12 protein-coding genes are annotated in these 20218 nt (G+C 44.4%); 5 read left to right on the top strand and 7 right to left on the bottom strand.

Annotation, left to right across the window (positions count from 1 at the left end; genetic code table 11):
- Positions 1-4 precede the first annotated feature (4 nt).
- Both B3E00_RS16640 and B3E00_RS16635 read left to right on the top strand, forming a co-directional pair.
- The gene (locus B3E00_RS16640; RefSeq protein ID WP_293939357.1) at positions 5-1966 is read left to right on the top strand and encodes a RagB/SusD family nutrient uptake outer membrane protein; all 1962 of its coding nucleotides are present in this window, start codon (positions 5-7) and stop codon (positions 1964-1966) included.
- A gap of 71 nt (positions 1967-2037) precedes the next feature.
- Positions 2038-3918 carry a sialate O-acetylesterase gene (locus B3E00_RS16635; RefSeq protein ID WP_293939356.1) on the top strand — a complete coding sequence of 627 codons (1881 nt, stop codon included), beginning with the start codon at positions 2038-2040 and terminating at the stop codon, positions 3916-3918.
- A 155-nt stretch (positions 3919-4073) separates the two neighbouring features.
- Here B3E00_RS16635 and B3E00_RS16630 read toward each other — a convergent pair whose 3' ends face one another.
- Together B3E00_RS16630 and B3E00_RS16625 are read right to left on the bottom strand one after the other, a co-directional pair.
- Complete coding sequence (locus tag B3E00_RS16630) at positions 4074-4529, bottom strand: PA2169 family four-helix-bundle protein (protein ID WP_209575067.1); 456 nt, start codon at positions 4527-4529, stop codon at positions 4074-4076.
- The gene (locus B3E00_RS16625) at positions 4519-4746 is read right to left on the bottom strand and encodes a hypothetical protein (RefSeq protein WP_293939355.1); all 228 of its coding nucleotides are present in this window, start codon (positions 4744-4746) and stop codon (positions 4519-4521) included. The genes B3E00_RS16630 and B3E00_RS16625 overlap by 11 nt, the downstream gene beginning before the upstream one ends.
- Before the next feature lie 190 nt (positions 4747-4936).
- Between B3E00_RS16625 and B3E00_RS16620 the strand changes: the two genes are divergently transcribed.
- Entirely contained in the window at positions 4937-5920 is a 984-nt protein-coding gene (locus tag B3E00_RS16620) for a YihY/virulence factor BrkB family protein (protein ID WP_209575065.1), read from the top strand.
- Between the two features lie 94 nt (positions 5921-6014).
- Positions 6015-6200, top strand: a complete 186-nt coding sequence (locus B3E00_RS16615) for a CsbD family protein (RefSeq protein WP_046675215.1) — start codon at positions 6015-6017, stop codon at positions 6198-6200.
- A gap of 274 nt (positions 6201-6474) precedes the next feature.
- Here B3E00_RS16615 and B3E00_RS16610 read toward each other — a convergent pair whose 3' ends face one another.
- The 5 genes from B3E00_RS16610 to B3E00_RS16590 form a co-directional block, all read right to left on the bottom strand.
- Positions 6475-8805 carry a BamA/TamA family outer membrane protein gene (locus tag B3E00_RS16610; protein ID WP_293884941.1) on the bottom strand — a complete coding sequence of 777 codons (2331 nt, stop codon included), beginning with the start codon at positions 8803-8805 and terminating at the stop codon, positions 6475-6477.
- The gene (locus tag B3E00_RS16605; RefSeq protein ID WP_293884942.1) at positions 8771-14092 is read right to left on the bottom strand and encodes a translocation/assembly module TamB domain-containing protein; all 5322 of its coding nucleotides are present in this window, start codon (positions 14090-14092) and stop codon (positions 8771-8773) included. The genes B3E00_RS16610 and B3E00_RS16605 overlap by 35 nt, the downstream gene beginning before the upstream one ends.
- 91 nt (positions 14093-14183) lie before the next feature.
- Positions 14184-14342, bottom strand: coding sequence for a hypothetical protein (locus B3E00_RS16600; RefSeq protein ID WP_293884943.1), 159 nt, complete (start codon positions 14340-14342; stop codon positions 14184-14186).
- Positions 14343-14579: 237 nt separating this feature from the next.
- Positions 14580-15311, bottom strand: coding sequence for a PRC-barrel domain-containing protein (locus B3E00_RS16595; protein WP_293884944.1), 732 nt, complete (start codon positions 15309-15311; stop codon positions 14580-14582).
- Positions 15312-15350: 39 nt separating this feature from the next.
- Positions 15351-15533 carry a hypothetical protein gene (locus B3E00_RS16590; RefSeq protein WP_293884945.1) on the bottom strand — a complete coding sequence of 61 codons (183 nt, stop codon included), beginning with the start codon at positions 15531-15533 and terminating at the stop codon, positions 15351-15353.
- Positions 15534-16228: 695 nt separating this feature from the next.
- Between B3E00_RS16590 and B3E00_RS16585 the strand changes: the two genes are divergently transcribed.
- A complete protein-coding gene (locus B3E00_RS16585; RefSeq protein ID WP_293939354.1) occupies positions 16229-20131 on the top strand; it encodes an ATP-binding protein in 3903 nt (1300 codons plus the stop codon).
- Positions 20132-20218: the final 87 nt, after the last annotated feature.

Here is a 20218-nt window from a genome sequence, read left to right as displayed (position 1 = left end):
AGGCATGAAAACTTTCAATTCAAAACTTATTATAGGACTATGCGTCGGTTCACTCATGCTCGGCATGAACAGCTGCTCCAAATTTTTGGATGAACAGCCCAGGGGAATCTTTACACCGGGTGATTTTAAGACAGCAAATGGTATCAATAACAGTATCGTGGGACTTTATGCCCACCTGCGCAACATATATGGACAGGCGTATTATTACAATGCCTGTCTAACAGGGACAGATGAAGTGACATATGCTCAAAGCGCCGACGAGAATTTTCAGGTGATGGACTTTTCAGGTCTCAGTACCATGACAGCTGTAAATAGCCGGGCGGATGTGGCGTGGCAGGCCGCCCTGCCCAACATCAACATGGCTTCGGGCATCATCGAAAATGCACCAGCAGTAGGTACATCGCCGGCGATCATTGCCGAAGCGCATTTTTTTCGCGCATTTGACTATTTCCTGCTCGTGCAGACCTTTGGTGGCGTGCCGCTCGACCTGGGTGGAGGCGAACTCAAATATAGTACGTCTGTAGAGCGCAAATCAACACGCAATACCGTGGCTGAGGTGTATACCCGTGCCATCTTTCCTGATCTGCTGCAGGCGATCGGCGATTTGCCGGAAGCACCGCGCTTAAAAGGTGCTGCCACAAAAACTGTTGCCCGCTTGTATCTCGCAAAGGCCTACCTGACCTATGCCTGGTGGCTGGAAAATCCTAAAAATATACCCACTTATCCCGAAACCGCTCGCACGGATCCTGACGGTAAGACCAGTGCATGGTATTTCCAGCAGGCTTACGACATAGCGGTCGGCGCAATAGAAAATCCAGGACCTTTTGCTTTGCAGCCCACGTTCTATGACGTCAATGTCGGAACCAATGACCGGAACAACGAAATCTTGCTCTTTGCCGACCATACCGAGAGCAGTGAGCTGTACAATGGCGGAAGTCTCAGCTATGGAAGCGGTGGTGCACCGGATAACTTTGCGGGCTGGATGATGACCTGGAACTACCCTTCGCTGACGAGTTCGAAAACAACGGCCTGGGCTACAGCCGACCTCGTCAATTCGGTACAACGGGAGGCATCACAAGCACTGGGACGTCCTTGGACACGGATGGCACCGACCATCAATGTGGTCACCGAAACCTTTGCCGATAAAACCAACGATTCGCGTTACGACGGCACCTTTACAACAGTATACCGGGGCAACTGGGATAAGGCCAATATTAGCAATCCTTCGTTGTTCAATGCCAATAATATGCCCGTCAAACCAAAGGAAGCGATCTTGACTTTTTTGAATGAAGAACCGCAGACGCCTATCAACTACGACAATAAAACCTATAAGAGTAGTATCGGCGCTGGAGTATTGCCAGGTCGTGCGGATTATGTGATCTCTCCAGAGGGCATCAGCCGCCGCGTTTATCCAGGGCTTTGGAAGTTGGGACCTTACCGCACGGACAATGGCAATGGTCTGGGGCAACCTAACGCGGGGAGTACTCGGCCGTTTAATATTGCCAAATTCTCGGAGTTGTATTTTATCGCTGCCGAAGCAGCGGTAAAAGGAGCTACGACCAAAGCAGGTAAAAGTGCTCGGGATCTGGTTAATGTCATCCGCGGTCGTGCGGGGGTATGGCGTTGGGACAACAATGGAAACATGGCCAAGGAAGCCAACCATCGTGACGACATGATCGCAGCAACACCGGCGCAGATCACACTCAGCTACATCCTGGCAGAACGTTCCCGTGAGTTTTATGGCGAGGGCTATCGCTGGTATGATCTTGTACGTACCCAAACCTGGTCTGATATAGCCAAAACCTACCGCATTGCAGGTTCTAATGTTGGCGACCACACAGCGGCGACCTTTACCCGATCCATACAACCTTTTCATTATCTGCGACCTATTCCGCAGGGACAGCTGGATGCTATGGACATGTCGGCAGCTGAAAAAGCAGCTTATCAAAATCCCGGTTATAATTAATGGGCGTGCTGCGCCTGCCATCCGCGTACGATGGCAGGAGCAATGCCTCTGTCGCTATACTATTCCATCGCATGAAAATAAAAAGAGGACGATTTTGTGTTGTTCTGCTATCGTTAGCATTACTCTTCTGTGCCGGAGTTTCTTCCGCAGCGATACGGCTTCCCGCACTGATTGCGGATCGCATGGTATTGCAGCGTGATACGGAACTGAAAATTTGGGGATGGGCAGACCCTGGTGAAAAAATAACAGTACGTTTCCGGGATAAAAACTATCTGACGGAGACGGATGCTACAGGCAACTGGGCTGTTAGGCTACCCGCACAAAAGGCGGGTGGTCCTTATATGCTACAGGTTAATGAAATTACCGTCCGGGATATCTTGATTGGTGACGTGTGGCTCTGCTCGGGACAATCCAATATGGAAACGCCAATCGCGCGGCTGGTCGAACGGTTTCCGGAGATTAACGCATCCAACAACCATATGATCCGTTATTTTAAGGTGCCAACACAGCACGCGCTAGAAAACCGAAGCGAAATTGCCAGTGGTGGGCGATGGTGCTCCGCGGTAGCTTCGGAAGTCATGAATTGGACCGCACTGGCTTATTTCTATGCGCAGCAGAGCTATGCACATAACGGCGTACCCGTCGGTATGCTTGTCTCCAGCCTCGGTGGATCTACCATCGAAAGCTGGATCAGCCAAGAGCAGTTAAAGGAATTTCCGAAGCTGCTGCTTGACCGTCCAGCGTTGGACAGTATGCGCTTCGCCGAACGTGACCAAGGTATCAACGATTGGATAAAACCCGAATGGGACGATAGCGATTGGCCCACCTTTACGGTACCGGGTTTGTGGCGCGAGCAGCAAGTGGATAGCAAGGGCGTACTATATTTCAGAAAGTCGTTTGAATTGCCCGCAGACCTATCAGGTCGATACGGAATGCTCTATCTAGGCACCATGATCGACAGCGATTCGGTATTTGTAAACGGACATTTTGTGGGAGCCACAGGCTATATGTATCCACCGCGTAAGTATGCTGTGCCAGCGGGCATTTTACGTGAAGGCTCAAATCTGGTTACGATACGCCTTCGCTCAAATAGTGGGAATGGCGGATTTGTAGCGGGAAAGTCCTATAAACTGGTTGTAAATGATAAGGAAATCAATTTGGCAGGGCAATGGAAATACCGGGTCGGAGTGGATATGGAGTTATCCAAAAGTTATCGCGCGCGACTTAAAAATAAAAATGAAGTCGGGTCAACGCTCTATCAGGGTATGATCTACCCATTGAAGGATGTGGAAGTGACTGGTGTGATCTGGTATCAGGGCGAAGCCAATTCAGATGCGCCCCAGAACTACGAGCAGTACCTTAAGCTGCTGATCAAAGACTGGCGGCTCATACTAAATCGGCCTCAGCTGCCCTTTTTGCTCGTACAGTTGCCCAACTACATGCGTCAGCAAGAACGTCCGTCTGAATCGGGGTGGGCGAGCATACGGGAGGCACAGTTTAAAGTAGCGAAAGAGGTTCCCTATACGGCGCTAACAGTCAACTACGATATTGGTGAATGGAATGATATCCATCCTTTAAATAAAAAGGACCTTGCTGCACGGCTACTGCTAGCTGCCCGGAAGTTGGTGTATGGTGAAAAATTGGTCAGCGCAGGACCATCTTATCAGCGTATGGAAGTCAAAGGGAACAAAATCCTAATCTTTTTTACCAACGTCGGAAGTGGTTTAGCGATCCGAGATGGCAAGGTGCTAAAACATTTTGCTCTTGCGGGACAGAACCGCCAATTTAGATGGGCAAATGCGGTTATTAGCGGCAATACAGTCGTTGTTAGCCATCCGGATATATCCCATCCCGTAGCCGTACGTTATGCATGGGCTGATAATCCAGCCGATGCAAACCTCGTAAACAAAGAAGATTTGTTGGCTTCCCCATTTAGAACAGATAATTGGTGAGCCATACCTGAGCTAACGGGTAAGCCGTACCTAAGCCCGGATGACGTTATACAGAAGGAATTGATTCGTTGTGCAGCGCATGGTACATTAAAAAGGAAGACTGACCCGTGTATGGGCTAGTCTTTCTTTTTAATAACTTTTTAATAACGTTGGATTTAGATATCACGCATAATTCTAATATTTTCATGCGCTTCCCGCTGCTGGCTGAGTTGAATCTGAATCAGATTTTTAGCACCCACAGATAACTTATCCGCTTCCTCGAGTGCTTTGGTATACACCTCGCTGAAAGCAGCTTCCCCACGCTCGCATTGCTGCAATAAATCCTGTAAATCACCGCGCGACAGTTTTGATTTAATCACCATCCATAGCCGAAAAAGTTCGCCGCTCAATTTGGTGCGGTCCGTCGCATATTGACCGGCAAGCTCAACCAAAGGAGTGAGTTCAGCGATAAACTTTTCGGACTGCGCAATACGTTCTTTGAACACAGCCTCATGGGCACCTTCGCCCTGCTCATTAGCTAAGTCAATGGCAAGCTCGTAACCTTCGATGCGGTCATTGTTGATTTTAATAAGGTCATTTAAAATATTAGGGTCGTTCTGATTACTTTTCATTTTTTCCTTTATGCTTTTTGTTTTCCGTTATACTATTTTTCTTCCTATGCTGTCTTCCTTCCCATGCTATCGTCTTTCCTATGCTATCTTCCTTTCCATGCTGCTTTCCTTTCCATGCTGCTTTCCTTTCCATGCTGCTTTCCTTCCCATGCTGCTTTCCTCCATGCTGTCTCCCTTCCCATACTATTTGTAAAGAGGAACACGAAAGATTAATCATTAGTTTGTCTTTATTTCTTTAATGATAATAAAAAAAGTGTTAGTACTTGATTTTGAGTGATTTTAATTCGAATGATAGTCGTCGATCCGTATGCTAACCCTGTATAAAGGCGTAGGATATGCAAAATTTTCTCATAAAAACAAACGTTCTGCCTCGTTAAAGGGTTTATTTCTTAAAAACACTAAATACAATGGATGTAAAAAAGGAAAAGAAAAGCAAGCTACAGACGTATTGGACGATATTAAAAAATACCGTATCCGGATTTACGAATGAAGACTCGATGAAATATAGTGCGTCTCTATCGTACTACACCGTTTTTTCCATCGGCCCAATCTTGGTTTTGATGATTTCATTGGCAGGAATATTCTATGGAGCCGAAGCAATTCAGGGAAAAGTCTTTGACGAACTAAATGGATTGGTAGGCAACAATGCCGCTAAACAGATCGAAGAGGTCATCCAAAACCTCCAATTATCGGGCAAGTCAAACATGGCACTGGTCATCAGTATTGTGACCTTAATTATCGGTGCCACGACTGTTTTTGGCGATATGCAAAATTCCATTAATAAAATATGGCACGTGCGGCCAAAACCCAAGAAAGGATGGTTAAAAATGATTCAGGATCGATTGCTGTCATCGTCGCTTGTGATCGGACTGGGCTTTTTATTGGTCGTCACATTGATTATCAATGGAATAATTTTGGCCTTAACGGGGCAGTTGCAACGCTATTTTCCAGATATCACTGTTGTGTTGATGAATGTAATCAATTTTGCCATTTCCTTTATCGTCATTGTAGTACTCTTTAGCGTTATTTTTAAAACCTTGCCGGATGTAAAGATCCAATGGAAGACCGTGCGCGCAGGTGCTTTGTTTACGGCCATTTTATTTGTCATCGGTCGCTACCTGATCGGAATCTATTTGGAACGATCAGCGACTCAGGATACCTATGGCGCGGCTGGTTCATTTGTGCTTATTCTGCTTTGGGTGTATTATACGGCGGCAATTCTTTATTTTGGGGCGATCTTTACGCGGGAATATGCGACAGAGATGGCTATCCCTATAGAACCTTCTGAATTTGCGGTACATGTCGAGACACAGGAGATCGAACGCAATGTCGATGAGATCCCACCAGCACCGCTGGATGCAGAGGAAACGACAATCGATACAACGGAGTAAAAGAGCGGGAATATTTTTAACATTTGATAACATTTTTTTTAAAACGATTGTAGCTGTAGGCTGTTATATCTATAAAAAACGAAAGGAAAATATTATGAGTGAATTAACATGGAAAGGTCGTTGGAACGAAATTAAAGGTAAGGTAAAACAGCAATATGCAGATCTTACAGATGATGATTTACTATACGCAGAGGGTAAAGAAGATGAATTGGTAGGTAAACTTCAAAAGAAAACAGGAAAAACACAAGATGAGGTTAATAGCTGGTTGAACGGTTTGTAGAATAGTGTTTTTATGGTAAAGGCGAATAACAGCAATGTTATCCGCCTTTTTTATGAACACTTTTTTTAAAAAGCATAACCGCTTTAAAGACATCAGTTCACGAGAACTGCGAAACTGTTGGAATAGATCGTAGTGCTAAAGTCCTACAATAAGCGTCCGCAGCATCAAGGGCGAAAGATCGTCCACATTCTTTTCCTTCGAAAACCTGATTAGCTGCGGTAGCATAGAAATTACGCTTTATAGCGCTCAGCTGCTTGAAACAATCCCACATCCTTTAGAATGGGTAACCGATCGCAAGGTTAAACATCAAATTATCTTTACGCCATCTGGAACTTCCAAAATCGATATCCTTTAACACCCAGCGCTCACCCTTCGGTAAGTAAGGAACGCGGAGTGGAATAGAAAAGTCGGTACGCAGGATCAGGAAGGTAAAGTCGAAACGTAATCCTAGTCCACCGCCCACAGCAAGCTCCTGGAGAAAATCTTTACTAAATTTTCCTCCCGGTTTGGTCTCATCTTCACGCTGAAGCCATACATTCCCAGCGTCAATAAAGGCTGCCCAATGTATTGGGCCAGTAATTTTTGCGCGGTATTCGGTATTGAGCTCCAGTTTGATATCACCGGTCTGATCGGCGTAAAAAAGGCCATTACCAAGACGTTCTGGTGCCACAGTACCCGGTCCGATTGCACGCGCACCAAAGGCACGGATGCTATTTGGTCCGCCCACATAATATTGTTTCAAATAGGGGAGGGAACGCGAATTGCCATACGAGTAGCTCATCCCGATACTTACCCGCGAGGCAAGCTGTGAATTTTCGCTAAGCTTGAAATAATGCCTGCCGTCAACACTTGCTTTGATATATTGTGAGAAGTAGGCGTCGAAGAGTTTAAAGGTTTTGCCCTTATTGAAGTCCGCACCTTTAATAAGCCCCAGAATATTGCCCGAAAAGTCCAGATTTCCCTTAAAATAAAAGGTGTTCTGTAGATGTTTTTTCATGGTATTCTGAAAGGTGAAATTATAGTTGGGACCAATGGTAAATTGGGGGTCTATCACATGGCGTAGCGCGGGAATGGTATCCATCTGATTTTTGTAGCTTTCTGAAATACCCCGCGGTTGCACATAGGTAATTTCCATCAATGCCAGATCATGCTGTTTCTCTTCGTTCTCCTGCCAGGTATATCCATAGTCCAAAGCAATGGAATTGAGGGTATAGGCTTTTCTCCGATTTAAAAATTCGTAACGTGCTTTGATATAGGTATTCGGAATAAATTGGCGCGACGGATTGATGGTGCCAAATGGCGTTAGTATGCGGGGGAAAGTCAGCGTAGCCTCGGTACCGTAGCGGAAATAGCTGGAGTTGAGATCAGCATTGCCACCCGTCTGTAATTCGTAACCGCCGAATACATTGATATTAAGCTTTTCGGCACCTTTAAAGGCGTTACGCAAGGTCCAGTTGACATTGACTTCGGTCCCGTTGTACACGCTGGCCATTTTGCCCAGTAGCTCTACCCGGATGGACTTCTTGGGCAGCGGTGTAAGGTAATAGTAAACATCCAGCCCATTGGGCACCTCTTTGCTATCGACAAAGTTGTTTTTAACAAATTTCCAGCTATTCAGGTTCACGAGATGGCTGATGGTCCTGTTGTGGTTATCCCGGTTATACAGATCGCCCTCTTTGAAAAAGATGTGATTTGCAATAACGGGTTTGCGAAAGGTATGATTTGGATCGATAAAATAATAACTGCTGTCGAATAATTCAGCATTTCTGGCCGAACGTTGGTATCCCGTCCCGGTCTCGTTATAGTTGGGGTAGATATAAATCTTGTTAATCTTGGAAGGGATCCGCGCCTGTTCAGGCGTTTCCTTTTTGACCGTCACATAGAGGTTGACTTTGTGGTCGCCGATTGTACTGTCTACCTGCACGAGGATGTAGTCTGGACTAAAGTAATAATAGCCTTTGTTTTTCAATACATTGTCGATGCGATCCCTTTCATTGAGCACCACGTCAAGACTATAGTTGTTATTGACCCGCAAGAGGCTCGCGCTTGAGGTCTCCCGAATATCGCGGCCGAGTTGGGTTGTGCTGTCGACGTCGAAAGTGACGGATTTTATGCGGTAAATCAAATTAGGGGTGGCGGTATAGTCTACCGTAGCTTTTTTATTTTCGACGATGGTGTCTGAGGTGACTTCTGCATTGAAAAAACCAATATTCTCCAGTCTATTGCGGAGAAGATTCTCATTGTATTCTCGGTTTACATCGCTTAGCAGCACCGGTTCTTCGCCGATCTTTTTGAGAAATCGTTTGATAAAATTGCTTTGGGCTGTATCACCGGCCATGTTATTGAAATAAAGCTTGTAGGGCATTCCTAATACCCGCTTATTGGGCTTGGGGCGAAGCGACTCCGCTAAATAGGTCGCCAGCTTTTCTTTGTTTTTCTTTGAAATGGTATCCGATGCTATCTTGACATTCCCTTTGACATATAAACTCTCACCTTCAGGCAGGTTCTTAGTCGAAGAACAAGCAGCAATTAGTCCCCCTATTGTCACTAAGGCCATAAGCCATTGTAATTTAATTTGCATGGTAAGCCCTTTCCTCATCTTCATTTTTAATCGCTGTAGTTTTAATCGTATCTAAATGTTTCGGCGCATTATTTTTTTGCGTCCTATTTGTTGTGCTATCCACCTCCTGGCGGCGTTGCTGTTCTTTTTTCTGCTCTTCAATCCGTTTGCGGTATTCTGGGCTATGAAGCATTAGACTGTCGCGTATCACTGTTCTAACACTATCGCGATAAGCCGAATCCTGCTCCATACGGTCCACATCAAAGCGTTTCCTAAACTTTTTGCTGCCGGTATCGTAAAATTCCTTCAATTTTTTGGAGCGCATAAAGATCTCCTTAAATCTATTGTAGTCCATGTTGATAATGAATCCGATTCCGGTTTCAACAAATTGCCCCTGCAGGGTAACCTGATACTGATTTTTACGGTAGAAGCGCGCAAAGTAGCGTCCATCTTGAGAGAGTTGGTAATCCAGTTGAATATCACCTGCAATGTTATTGGAAGCCTCCCCGGGACGAGAATTTCCTTCTACCTCAAAATTAGATCCGATGCTGACTTTCAGGCGGTCGTTGAGTAACATCTTGGAGACGCCAATGTTTAGGTCGGTACGTGTCTGTGCCGCGCCGGTGCTGTAATCGTCTTCCGACGTGAGGTTGAAATCGAGCTCCACCCCAGTGATCAAATCCGAAGCGAGTCGGTTTAGCTGAGCACTCAAAAACGAACTGACGCTATTCCGTACCAGTGCTTCTGTACCACCACCGCCAGAAAGGCTTTCAAATGGATTGGCTGACATAAACCTACCCAGTACAATCAGCGAGAATACTTGTTTGTTAAGATCAGATGGGTTATCGCGCAATGTCGTCAGAGCGTTGTCCACCTTACTGATAACATCCTGCGATACAATGGCATTATTGGCATTTAGATCGATATCAAAGTTGAGCTGTGGCTGAAACAATTGATCCGAGATCTTCAACAGCACGTCGAATGGAATCTTTTGTTTATATAAGTTAGCATTTTGGGTACCGAGCTGTGGCGCAACCAATTCTAACGTTGGCGCCTTCAACGTGTATACGGCAGTTATGTTCAGCTGTGCGTCCAAAGGATCGCCATTCCAGGTTATTGTGCTTCCTTTTTGAAAGGTAAAGTCTCTGCTGACAGGTCCAAAGCTGAATGAATAGCTTCCTTTCTCCACGGTAAATGTACCTGACATCGTAATTTTACCGCTTGCATCCACCCCGGCATTCAGTTCGGCTTCCCCTTGAATGTTGAGGGCATCCTGAGAACCTGCGTCGAGCAAAATCTTAAACTTGGCATCCTTATCGGTCTGTAGATTGAGGTCGACGTCTATTCCGGTGAGTTTCGTGACGGTCATGGAATCTAGTCGGGCAAGTGCATTCGCCGTTGCGGTATCGCGTTTGTCCACAAATTCAACCACCCCTTTCCGGTCGGCCATCCCAGGCTCATTGTTGGGCATCACCAGCGTAAAATCGGTGCTATCGAGCACCTTGATGGTACCATCCACAATCGGTTTGTCCAGATTTCCGCCGATTTGCAGATTCGTGCCAAGATACATTTTTCCATAAAACATATCGTTGTCCGCTTGCGTGGAATTTAGTACTTCAAAGTTGTCCATAGCGATGTTGAGGTCAAAGTCAAAATCGGTGTAGGTCTGTGTACGGATCGAACCGCTAACTTGAGCCATATTCCCTTTGCTATCTTCCAGCTCGAAATTTGGGAAGGATATACCGTTTTGGTCAAAACGGATCTGTTCATCTTTTGCTTTAAAAAGTGAATTGAGCATCGCAACATTGAACTCGGCTTCCCTAAAATTAAGGTCGCCCCTGATCTGTGGTTTTGAAGGCGAGCCCGTTATTTTTAGCTGACCTTCGAGATTACCCTTGGCGTCTTTCAGGTTACCCATACTAAAGGCCTGTACGGTCTTCATGGTTAGAGGTGCGACATCCAGTGTAAAGTCAAGCGTGGCATCACCCTGTGGTGGATTGATAAAGTCTCCACTCAGAACGAGATTATTTCCGTTTTCGGTAATGCTAACATTGGCATTGAAGGTGTTTTCACGTGCATTATTGACTTTGATATTAATATTGCCAACGGTATCTTTTCCGAAGTAAAACTTATCTACCACAAGATCTGCAACAAACACAGGGCTACTTTCCAGTCGTGATAGTGTGGTTTGTCCGTTAATACCGCCGCCCACATCGAGACTGTCGCTCATCACCATTTTGGTCAGCGTCTCGATACGGAAATTGTTGAACGCTACATTTAGCGGTGAATTGAACAGGCTATCTTGGGAAGCAATGCGCAATTCTTGGCCCTTGTTTCGCAGTACAAAATTGTTGGCCAATAGGCCGGCGCTACCAAATTTCAGCGTATTGTTGGGGGCTACATCCCACTTATCGTAGTTGAGCATCAAGCCGTCCTGCAGCAGACTGAATTCAAATAGTCCATTTCGCGCCTGCATGTCTGCCCCAACGTGATATTGCTCTTTATCTTGTTTATCTTTGATCCACAGCCCCATATTAATCCTATTTTGAGCTACCTTTCCGCTGAAAACCGTATTGGTAAGCTCAATACTGCTGACTTTAACCTTGTTGATGAGTGCCGAATAATAGAGTGCACTATCGAGACTATTGATATCCAGGGTTACATTGTTTATTTCTGTACCGCCATAAACAATGCGCGGTGCATCCAACTTGGCTGACAGGTTTTTGGACGCACTGTTAAACAGGCCGTCCAAACTGATAGCTTTCATTTCAGTGAGTTCTGGAAGAAAATCCTGAATCAGTCTATTTCGGGTCAGCTGCGCCGAAAATTCGATGAGCTGCGGCGAGTATGGTGGAATCGAAACGGGTTTTTCTGGTTTATAATAGACCTGCAGAAGATCCTGTACGGCACTTTGCAGTTCCAGAATTTTGTATTTGCCAACCAGGTGGGCATTCAAAAAATCAGATTTTAAGATCAGCTGGTTGCGGCTCGTATCGGCCTTGGCAAGTAACGATACAGAGTCCAGCGCATAACGATCGTTGTTGTATCGAATCAGCGAATTGGTAATATGTGCTTCACCGTTGAGGAAGTTTGGATCAGCAGTAGCAAAATTACCGCTTAGCTTACCCCGGTAGCTGATAGCATCCGGCATTAAATTTAACTTTTGCAGATTGATGCTGTCGACCAGTAGTTCAAAGGCCACTTTGGGATACTTAGCCCTTGTATTCGCCGTAGCATTCAGTTTCAGTTTGATATTTGGGTCGGGACTTAAAACGGATGCTTTGATAGCACCTTTATCTGCGGAAAGATTCATGCCGATATCGTGATAGCGGTAACCCATGGCATCGAGCCGGTTTACTTTACCGTCAAAGTTTGCCATAAGTCTTTTGGGGTCGGTTCCCCTTCCTTTGATTTTTCCTTCAAATGAGAGAATGCCCAAGGTACTGTCCATCTGCATGATCTGACCGATGTTGAAGTCGCGGACGCTGACTGCGGCATCGTAGCTGGTATCTTGTTTAGTCATATGGACCTTTCCATCGAGTTTGGCAGTTCCTTTTTCGGTTACCAATGCAAGTTTGGTGTTAAAGGCATTCATTCCGCCCTTAAATGTGCCGTTTAGGCCGATGGTGTTGGGTAGTTCGATACCACTCGGCAGCATGGACTTAGCAACCAGTTTTTCAATATCCGAACGGCCTGTCGTCAGTTTTTTCAAATTGAGGTCTACCGATAATTTGTTCATGTCGGGAAGCCCCTTTAGATGAAGGCTGGCGATCAGACGCGTATTTGATAACGTTTGAAAATCGATTGTAGGGATATGAAGATCATCTACACGACCAATAACGCGGGTGTCGATATAAAATTTCTTGTCGAGCAGCGGCTTCATCACCTGCATGGTATCGAGGAAGGGTGCGAAAAGCCGGATATCCCGCATATCGATATGGCTTTTGTTAATATTGGCATTCACCGTGATCAGTTCTGGTTTTTTGGCAATCAGATCTAGTGAAGGGTAACTGATTTTGAAGTAGTCCCGTATGAGTGTCCTTGGCGTTTCCGCATATAGGTTTTTGATTTCGGCACCGGTATTGGTATAGTTGAAATCGGCTTTCAGCTGCTTGATAACGAAGCCAGAATGGTCAGAAGCTACGAGCTCTTTCAATGATCCGCTGATGGAATCGGCGCTATAGTATAGATCAGTCAGTTGCGTTTTAAGACCCGGCATGTGGATGTTAAAATAATCGAAACCTTTCATGCGGGGCTGGTTGTCATCTTTGAAACGAATATTGGTGTTATTAATGCGGATGTCTTTGGCCGAGACCACCCAATTCATTTTTCCAGCCGCACTTGAATCTGTTTGAGCAGCATCGGCTTTTGTCGGATTAGCTTTTCCTTCTTCGGACAACGCTTTTTGAATTTTTCCCAGCAGGACATTGTTGTCCGACCCGTCTAGATCAAGCTTTTGAATATCCACAAACTCTTTGTTCAGATCAATTTTATTGAGGTCGGCATGGAAGCTTTTTATCTTAAATTCGGATTTAAGTGCGCTGGCCTGATCTTCATATCGGACCAGAATATTTTTGAGGTCTGCCACTTGGATGCCGACATCGGGGAGGAGGGACGTCGTCTGCGCGGTTTTATCGCTGATCCCAAAGTCTTCAACAGAAGGGCCCGAGCCATCTACGGCGGGTTTCCATTGCCTAACAGTGGCATTTAATCCGTCGATATGAATTTTTGGCAGCTCAAAGGCCATGTTGTTCGTGAGGTCAAACTTCTTTATATTGGTGTTTAAACTGCCTAGATAGACGTCAGCACCGGTACCGATTACTTCGTCGGTATAGACCACATGTATTTTTGAAAATTTAATTTTATCGAGGTTAAACAACAGGGCGGATGTGGTATCAGCAGTAGGTTGACTTTCTTTTTCAGACGCAAAAGCCTTAACGATATAATCGAAATTAAAGGCGCTGTCGGGTAAAGTACGTTGTATTTTGGCCGTAATACCCTCAGCTTCCAAACTTTGGATCTCTACCGTATTTTTCAGTAGTTTTAGCATATTGATATCCACCGCAATGCTCTTTCCAGCAACTAAAGTGTCCTTACTCTGATCTTCGAGATAGATGTTTTCCAAGACCAGTTTTTTGGGAAAATCAATATTGATATAGCCAATTCTAACGGGGGTGCCAATTTTGCCTTCAACATAATGGGTTACTTTTCCGGCAATATAATTCTGTATCGAGGGAAGACGCAGCAAAAAGATAATTAGAATGAAGAGTCCAATGATTCCGCCAATAATCCACAAAAGCGTTTTTAAAGCAATTCGGGTAAATCTGTTCAATGTGTTGTCTGATTTAAGTTTACACATAAGACAACACAACCGTGCAAATGGTTTGGAAATTATAAATAGATATCGCTATAATGTCATTTTTTTACCATAGCATATACGTCAGTATGATCAAAAAGCCGCCCCGGATAAGCAATTCTTGCGCAAGCTCCTCGCGATCCAACTTATACCAGCTATATTTTTCGTAATATCTGCCGATCGTTTTCCTGTTTTTCTCGCTGACAATTTTATAATATGTTTTCATAACCGATTTATATTGATGTCTTTTAACAGTATGCAATTATGATGCTATTTTGGCGAATTACAAGGGAATTTAGGTAGTTGGTGTGGTGGTTTAGGTAATAAAATACACTGTCAAGGCGTATTTAAACGCTGCAATTGAGTTTACACCAGAGGTAATGATGCCTCTATACGCTAATTACGGCTTCGCAAATAGCATATCGAAGCCGTAATGAGTGCAATATAGTTTATTTATATTTTGTTATAGTTGGTTGTTGTCGCTGCGCGTATCAGGCTCATGTGCTGTTCCATAGTCGTGTCGAGCAGCCACTCGTCTAGTCCGTTGCGCTTGATCAGAAGGAAGTGTATCCATCTGTTTTCCGTCGCTATAAAAAGTATCTTCACTAAAGTGATAATGCGTATAGAATGTGGATGGATCATAACGATTGTCGCTTACGACAAATCCAACATCGCCTGTGCCTTCAAAGACGTGACGGATGGATAATTCCGTTTCCGGATCGACATGATGCGCGTGGTAAGCAGGCAGCCGAATGACTTGATCTTCCGTGATGGATAGCACGACCACCTCTCCGTCATCAGCAGGATTGTATAGATAATCCGTTGCAGGCTCTTCTGTCGGAATCTCGTCGACAGTAAAGATCTCGCCAGGATTAACCGGCTCAACGGGAGGAGTTGGGTAGGCGGTATCATTACTCGCCTGAATCTTCGTGCCGTCATAAAGCGAGGCAAGACCTATGGGTACGAGTATTTTCTTATCTTCCTCCACAACAAATTCAGCATCATTCAGGTCGATGAGGAGATAGCGAACCTGTTGGCTCTGCGGATCAAACAGTAGATCGGTTACCTGTCCGATCAATTGACCAGCCTCATTTTTTACTTTCCATCCTCGGATATCAGGTTCTCCATCGACTATTTCATAATCGCTTCCTCCGAGTTCAATTAAATGATTATAGTTTTTGTCTTCTAATGCCATGTCTTTAGTTTTTGAGTTATTCAATTTTTTTACGAGGGTCTAAAGGGTATCCGTTAGTGGCGCTGTGGTATTTACACTTGTATCTGGAGCAGCTTCATTTATCCGCGCGCCGCTGTTGTAGCGGTTTACAAAATAAAGGACCAATCCCAATGCAAGGAGTGATAGCAGGAGCCATAGCCACCAAGGAGCTCCATTTTTAGGTTTTACTTCTAAATGTGCCATATATATTTTTTTTTAAAAGAACAACACTTCACAGGCTTCGTTTGAAAAAATTTTTTATGTATAGGTCTGGCTATTATATTTTGTTAGCTATACCGCACGATTGGTATGAACGATATAGCTGGCTGATCACAGATGACCCTAACTTTGAAGGTCGCGTGTTATATAACTTCTGATGGGACACTATCAAAAAAATAAAAATAATTTAAACAATTTGCCGTGGACACTGTTATTTGATCGGAAATGTATTAATTAGTTAAATAAACGCAGGTTAAAGGATTGTTTTTTGTAGAGGCTAGGTTCGTGGTTGACCTAGCCTTTTTTTTGTACAAAAGATTGCTAACTTTTTTTTATCTCTTATTTTTTAGGGGCAGCAAATGAGAATCAACTGGTAACCAAATTGACCCATTTTGCACTGCTTGTTCAGTGCTCGTTCAGTGGTTGCTCAGTGGTTGCTCAGTGTGGACTGAATAATCAATGACGAATCACTGTCTAAAAATTGATTAAAAATTGGTGTTAGCCATAAATTGATGTTACGTTGTATACGTTTTAATGTTTGATTTAATTATTTATCATCGGGCAGGCTTTGTCATTAAAAGGGGCGTATATCAGTGCCAAACCGCTTATGATGTATTCCATTAGGCATATGATGTATTCCATAAGAATTAACTAAGTTTGTAGCATAGCGCTTTTGAGAAATGCAATCTTTTTATTTCTATTGTTTATTTTTTTGTTCCTTCATCAGTACTTCGGTTGTTGGACAATCGCTGGATTATCCGTCTTTCCGGAATATTTCTTTGGGTACGAACGCAAATACCGTACACTCATTTGCGCAGGATAGTTTGGGAATGCTATGGCTAGGAAGTAACAATGGCCTATTTAATTATGATGGCTATGCGCTGCAGCCGCTTACGGGAACTAAATATCCTTTTCAGACCTTTGTATATTGTATTGAAATGGTCGATGATAAGCATTTTGCGTTGGGTACCGGACAAGGCGTTCTACTCTATAATTACCAGTTAGACCGTTTCGATTCTTTCCCTTCAGGAGGTCCTTCTGACGTCAGGTCACTACTGGTCGTGGGTAATACATTATGGATAGGCTCCATTGCTGGTTTGTACTGCTATGATATAAAGACGCATAAACTTATCGACTACACCAAGTCATTTCCTACTAATAAAGGCAGACCTGCCGTTTACGCACTTGATAAGATCGACGATAGCATCTTAATAGGCACGTATAATGGACTTTTTGAGTTAGATGCAGCTCATAAAGAGATTATTGCCTTAACATTGCCCGATTATAAAAAAGGGAGCAACCAATTTGTAAATTCCATATTTTCTATTCCGGAGGTAAGCAAAACATTTATTGGGACAGAATATGGGCTATACTTGTATGATGCTAAAAAACATATGCTTCGTAAGACTCCTGTGCTACAGAACCATCCGATCAAGGCGATGGCGTCGAAAGATTCCAACACTTTATTGGTCGGAACAGATGACGGTCTTTTTACTTATCAGCTGAATCAGCAGCTCGTGAAGCGGATCAAACATGATTCCCGTAATAGAAACTCGCTGGCCAATAATATTATATGGAGTATCTTTAAAGACCGAGCGGGAAATATCTGGTTAGGTACGGATTTTGGCTTTTCATTGTGGTCTAATCGCAAGGTAGAAAAAACACTTCCAATATACCAATTGACAGCAAGTAACGACGGTAACCGTTTTTACAAAATTGCGAAGGACCGTAACGGTTGGTATTGGCTGGGTGGCGACAATGGTTTAATTCGGGTACATGGACTGGGCGATAGAAATGCTGAAAGCAATTGGTATCGGATGGATGCTGGAACCTATCGGCTGACCCATAACCGTATCCGCGATATCTATCAGGATCGTGCGGGATTGGTATGGATTGCTTCCGATGGTGGAGTCGATGTGTTCGACGCGCAGACCAAGCAGTTTAAAAACCTGACGATTATCGATGCTACCGGCAAACGGAATGCGAAATGGTCCTATAATATGCTGGAAGATGGACAAGGTAATCTGTGGATAGCCTCCTATATGGGGGGAATATTTGTGGTCAACAGAAATAGACTCTTGGAAGCTACTGGGCAGGTCGTCGCAAACCGAAATTTCAGCAAAGAGGATGGCCTCTTAGAAGATTTCGCCAATCAGATTGTCGACAATGGAAGGGGAGAGATCTTGGCACTTTTCTATAACAAAGGAATCAGCAGCATTGATGTGGCTACTGGGAAGATCAGGGATCTGACGGATAGTGCGGGGCACCCGTTAGATCGCGCGACCTTTATGCTCAAGGATAAACAGCATACGGTGTGGGTAGGGGAACACGGCGAGTTGCGACGAATTGCAGCGGATGGAAAAAACACGTTGATTCGTTTTGATCCTGTTGACAAGGGTGAAGTGACCGCTATGGCCGAAGTCAATGCTTATATCTGGGTAGCAACGAGTGCTGGAGTCTGGCAGATTAATAAGCAAAGTCTAAAGGCTGAATTATTGCGGTATGGGCAGCGTGTATCTTCTATGTACTACGATACGGAGCGAGACGAAGTAATCCTGGGAGGGGTTGATGAAGTAGTTTTGTTGCCTGCACAAAAGGAGGAAGCAGATGTAGACCGCTCGAAAAAGATTGTACTCACCGCAGTGTATGTCAATAATGAAAGGTTTGGTAGTTATGATTATGGTTTGCGCTACCGACACGAAATCACCTTAGCGCATGATCAGAACAACCTTCGGCTGGAGTTTTCCGACCTGGATTATGGAAATCATCTCGGCTATCGACTTGCCTATTCGTTTAAAGGTAAAAATGAAACCTGGATTCCAATGGAACGTGGAGATAATAAGGTGTTACTGTCCAACTTAAATTCCGGAAGCTATGATCTTCAGTTGGCGCGGGTGGATATTGCTGGACATGTAGTTTCTGAAATCTATACCTATTCAATTACAATACGCTACCCTTGGTATGCGACCTATTGGGCCAAAAGTCTTTATGTACTCATTGCTGGTTTCTTGATCCTCTGGATAGTCAACTTTTTCAGGGTACGCAGTACGCTGAAATGGGAGAGACGTGAGCGCCGTAAGGTTCAGGAGCTCACAAAGATGAAAATGGATTTTCTAACTGCTGTATCGCATGAGCTGAAAACACCCTTGAGTCTGATCTTGGCTCCCGTGAGCCAAATGATGCGGCAGACCAAGAACAGCGATAAAAAGAAGCAGCTGGATGGCGTACATCGAAATGCCTTAAAGATCAGTCAGCTTATTCAGGAATTGATGACTTTTGACCAGGTGGAGCAGCAGCAAATGCCTTTACAGGGATTGCTGAATTCTCAAATTGATCTGGTCGATTATTGCGCACAGCTTATAGCTGAATGGCAGCAAGTGCCTGAATACAGCAATATCCATATTGGATTTTCGACGACTGTAGAGAGCGTCTTTATACAGACGGATGTTGCCAAATTAGGATCAATCGTCAACAACCTGATCGCCAACGCCTGTAAGTATAATCGACCGGAGGGTAGCGTGAACCTGCGGCTGGAAGTAAATGGTGACGACGTTAAGCTGATCGTTCGGGATACCGGAATTGGCATAGCTTCGGAAGATTTCCCTTATATATTCAGCAAATTTTATCGCTCTTCTTTAAGAGAGGTCAGTGAGGTACAGGGAACGGGAGTAGGCCTTTACTTAGTCAAAAGTTATTGTGAACAATTAGGATGGGACATTGCGATAACGAGCGATCAAAATGGCACAACTGCAACGCTTTACTGGAAGCAGGATCGTATAAATAGCAAGAATCCTGCCGCCGGAACCAACACCTCAAGCAGAAAAAAACTGTTGATCGTCGAAGATAATGCCGAGCTTGCTGATTTTTTAAGAAATACCCTTCAAACAAATTACGATTGCAGTATCGTTGGTGACGGAAGTGAGGCATTACGGTTGATCGATGGGCATGGCTTTGTGCCGGATATTATCATTACAGATGCCATTATGCCCAATATGGGAGGCATTGAAATGGTCAAAAAGCTGCGCCAAAATACATTGACAGCGACAATACCCATCATTTTGTTAACTGCGCAAAGCGATGAGCTCATCAGACGTGAGTGGGTAGCTGTTGGCATAGATGCTTATATAGCTAAGCCTTTCGATCTGGATTTGCTGCAAATGCAGCTACAGCAGCTCCTGGAAAGGAAAAATAAGATTGTCGCTCAAGTGCGTATCGATCAAATCAGTCAACCAGCAGAACCAGTTGCGGTACATTCACCAGATGAAAAATTCCTAGCAAAAGTAACGCAGTTGATTGAAGAAAATATGGACGATTCGGAATTTTCCGTACAGCGGCTCAGCGAACTCACTGATGTAGCGGCAAGGCAACTCTACCGAAAAATGAAGCAGCTCACGGGGTATACTCCTGTGGAATATATTCGCAGTATCCGCATCAAAAAAGCCGCGCTGTTGCTACAGCAAAAGAAGTTTACTGTAGCCGAGGTGATGTATATGGTCGGATTCTCCAATTCGTCGTATTTCTCAAAATGTTTTCAGTCGGAATTTGGTATGTCACCAAAGGTTTATATGGAGTCTTATTCGTAACGTATTGTTGGTCAGTATTGTCTAATGGATGAGAGATGTGGAGATGTCCAATTTGTGTTGTTCTTTGTCCGATATGTGGCCTTAAAA

Source organism: Sphingobacterium sp. UBA5996 (assembly GCF_002429765.1).
In the GTDB taxonomy this organism is placed as follows: Bacteria; Bacteroidota; Bacteroidia; order Sphingobacteriales; family Sphingobacteriaceae; genus Sphingobacterium.
Note: the sequence above shows the minus strand (reverse complement) of the source record. Positions and strands in the feature narration are given on the sequence as shown.

Excerpts from the sequence above, each read along its gene's own strand:
- B3E00_RS16640 (WP_293939357.1), top strand. The coding sequence starts at position 5 with ATGAAAACTTTCAATTCAAAACTTATTATAGGACTATGCGTCGGTTCA.
- B3E00_RS16635 (WP_293939356.1), top strand. The coding sequence starts at position 2,038 with ATGAAAATAAAAAGAGGACGATTTTGTGTTGTTCTGCTATCGTTAGCA.
- B3E00_RS16630 (WP_209575067.1), bottom strand. The coding sequence starts at position 4,529 with ATGAAAAGTAATCAGAACGACCCTAATATTTTAAATGACCTTATTAAA.
- B3E00_RS16625 (WP_293939355.1), bottom strand. The coding sequence starts at position 4,746 with ATGATTAATCTTTCGTGTTCCTCTTTACAAATAGTATGGGAAGGGAGA.
- B3E00_RS16620 (WP_209575065.1), top strand. The coding sequence starts at position 4,937 with ATGGATGTAAAAAAGGAAAAGAAAAGCAAGCTACAGACGTATTGGACG.
- B3E00_RS16615 (WP_046675215.1), top strand. The coding sequence starts at position 6,015 with ATGAGTGAATTAACATGGAAAGGTCGTTGGAACGAAATTAAAGGTAAG.
- B3E00_RS16610 (WP_293884941.1), bottom strand. The coding sequence starts at position 8,805 with ATGAAGATGAGGAAAGGGCTTACCATGCAAATTAAATTACAATGGCTT.
- B3E00_RS16600 (WP_293884943.1), bottom strand. The coding sequence starts at position 14,342 with ATGAAAACATATTATAAAATTGTCAGCGAGAAAAACAGGAAAACGATC.
- B3E00_RS16595 (WP_293884944.1), bottom strand. The coding sequence starts at position 15,311 with ATGGCATTAGAAGACAAAAACTATAATCATTTAATTGAACTCGGAGGA.
- B3E00_RS16590 (WP_293884945.1), bottom strand. The coding sequence starts at position 15,533 with ATGGCACATTTAGAAGTAAAACCTAAAAATGGAGCTCCTTGGTGGCTA.
- B3E00_RS16585 (WP_293939354.1), top strand. The coding sequence starts at position 16,229 with ATGCAATCTTTTTATTTCTATTGTTTATTTTTTTGTTCCTTCATCAGT.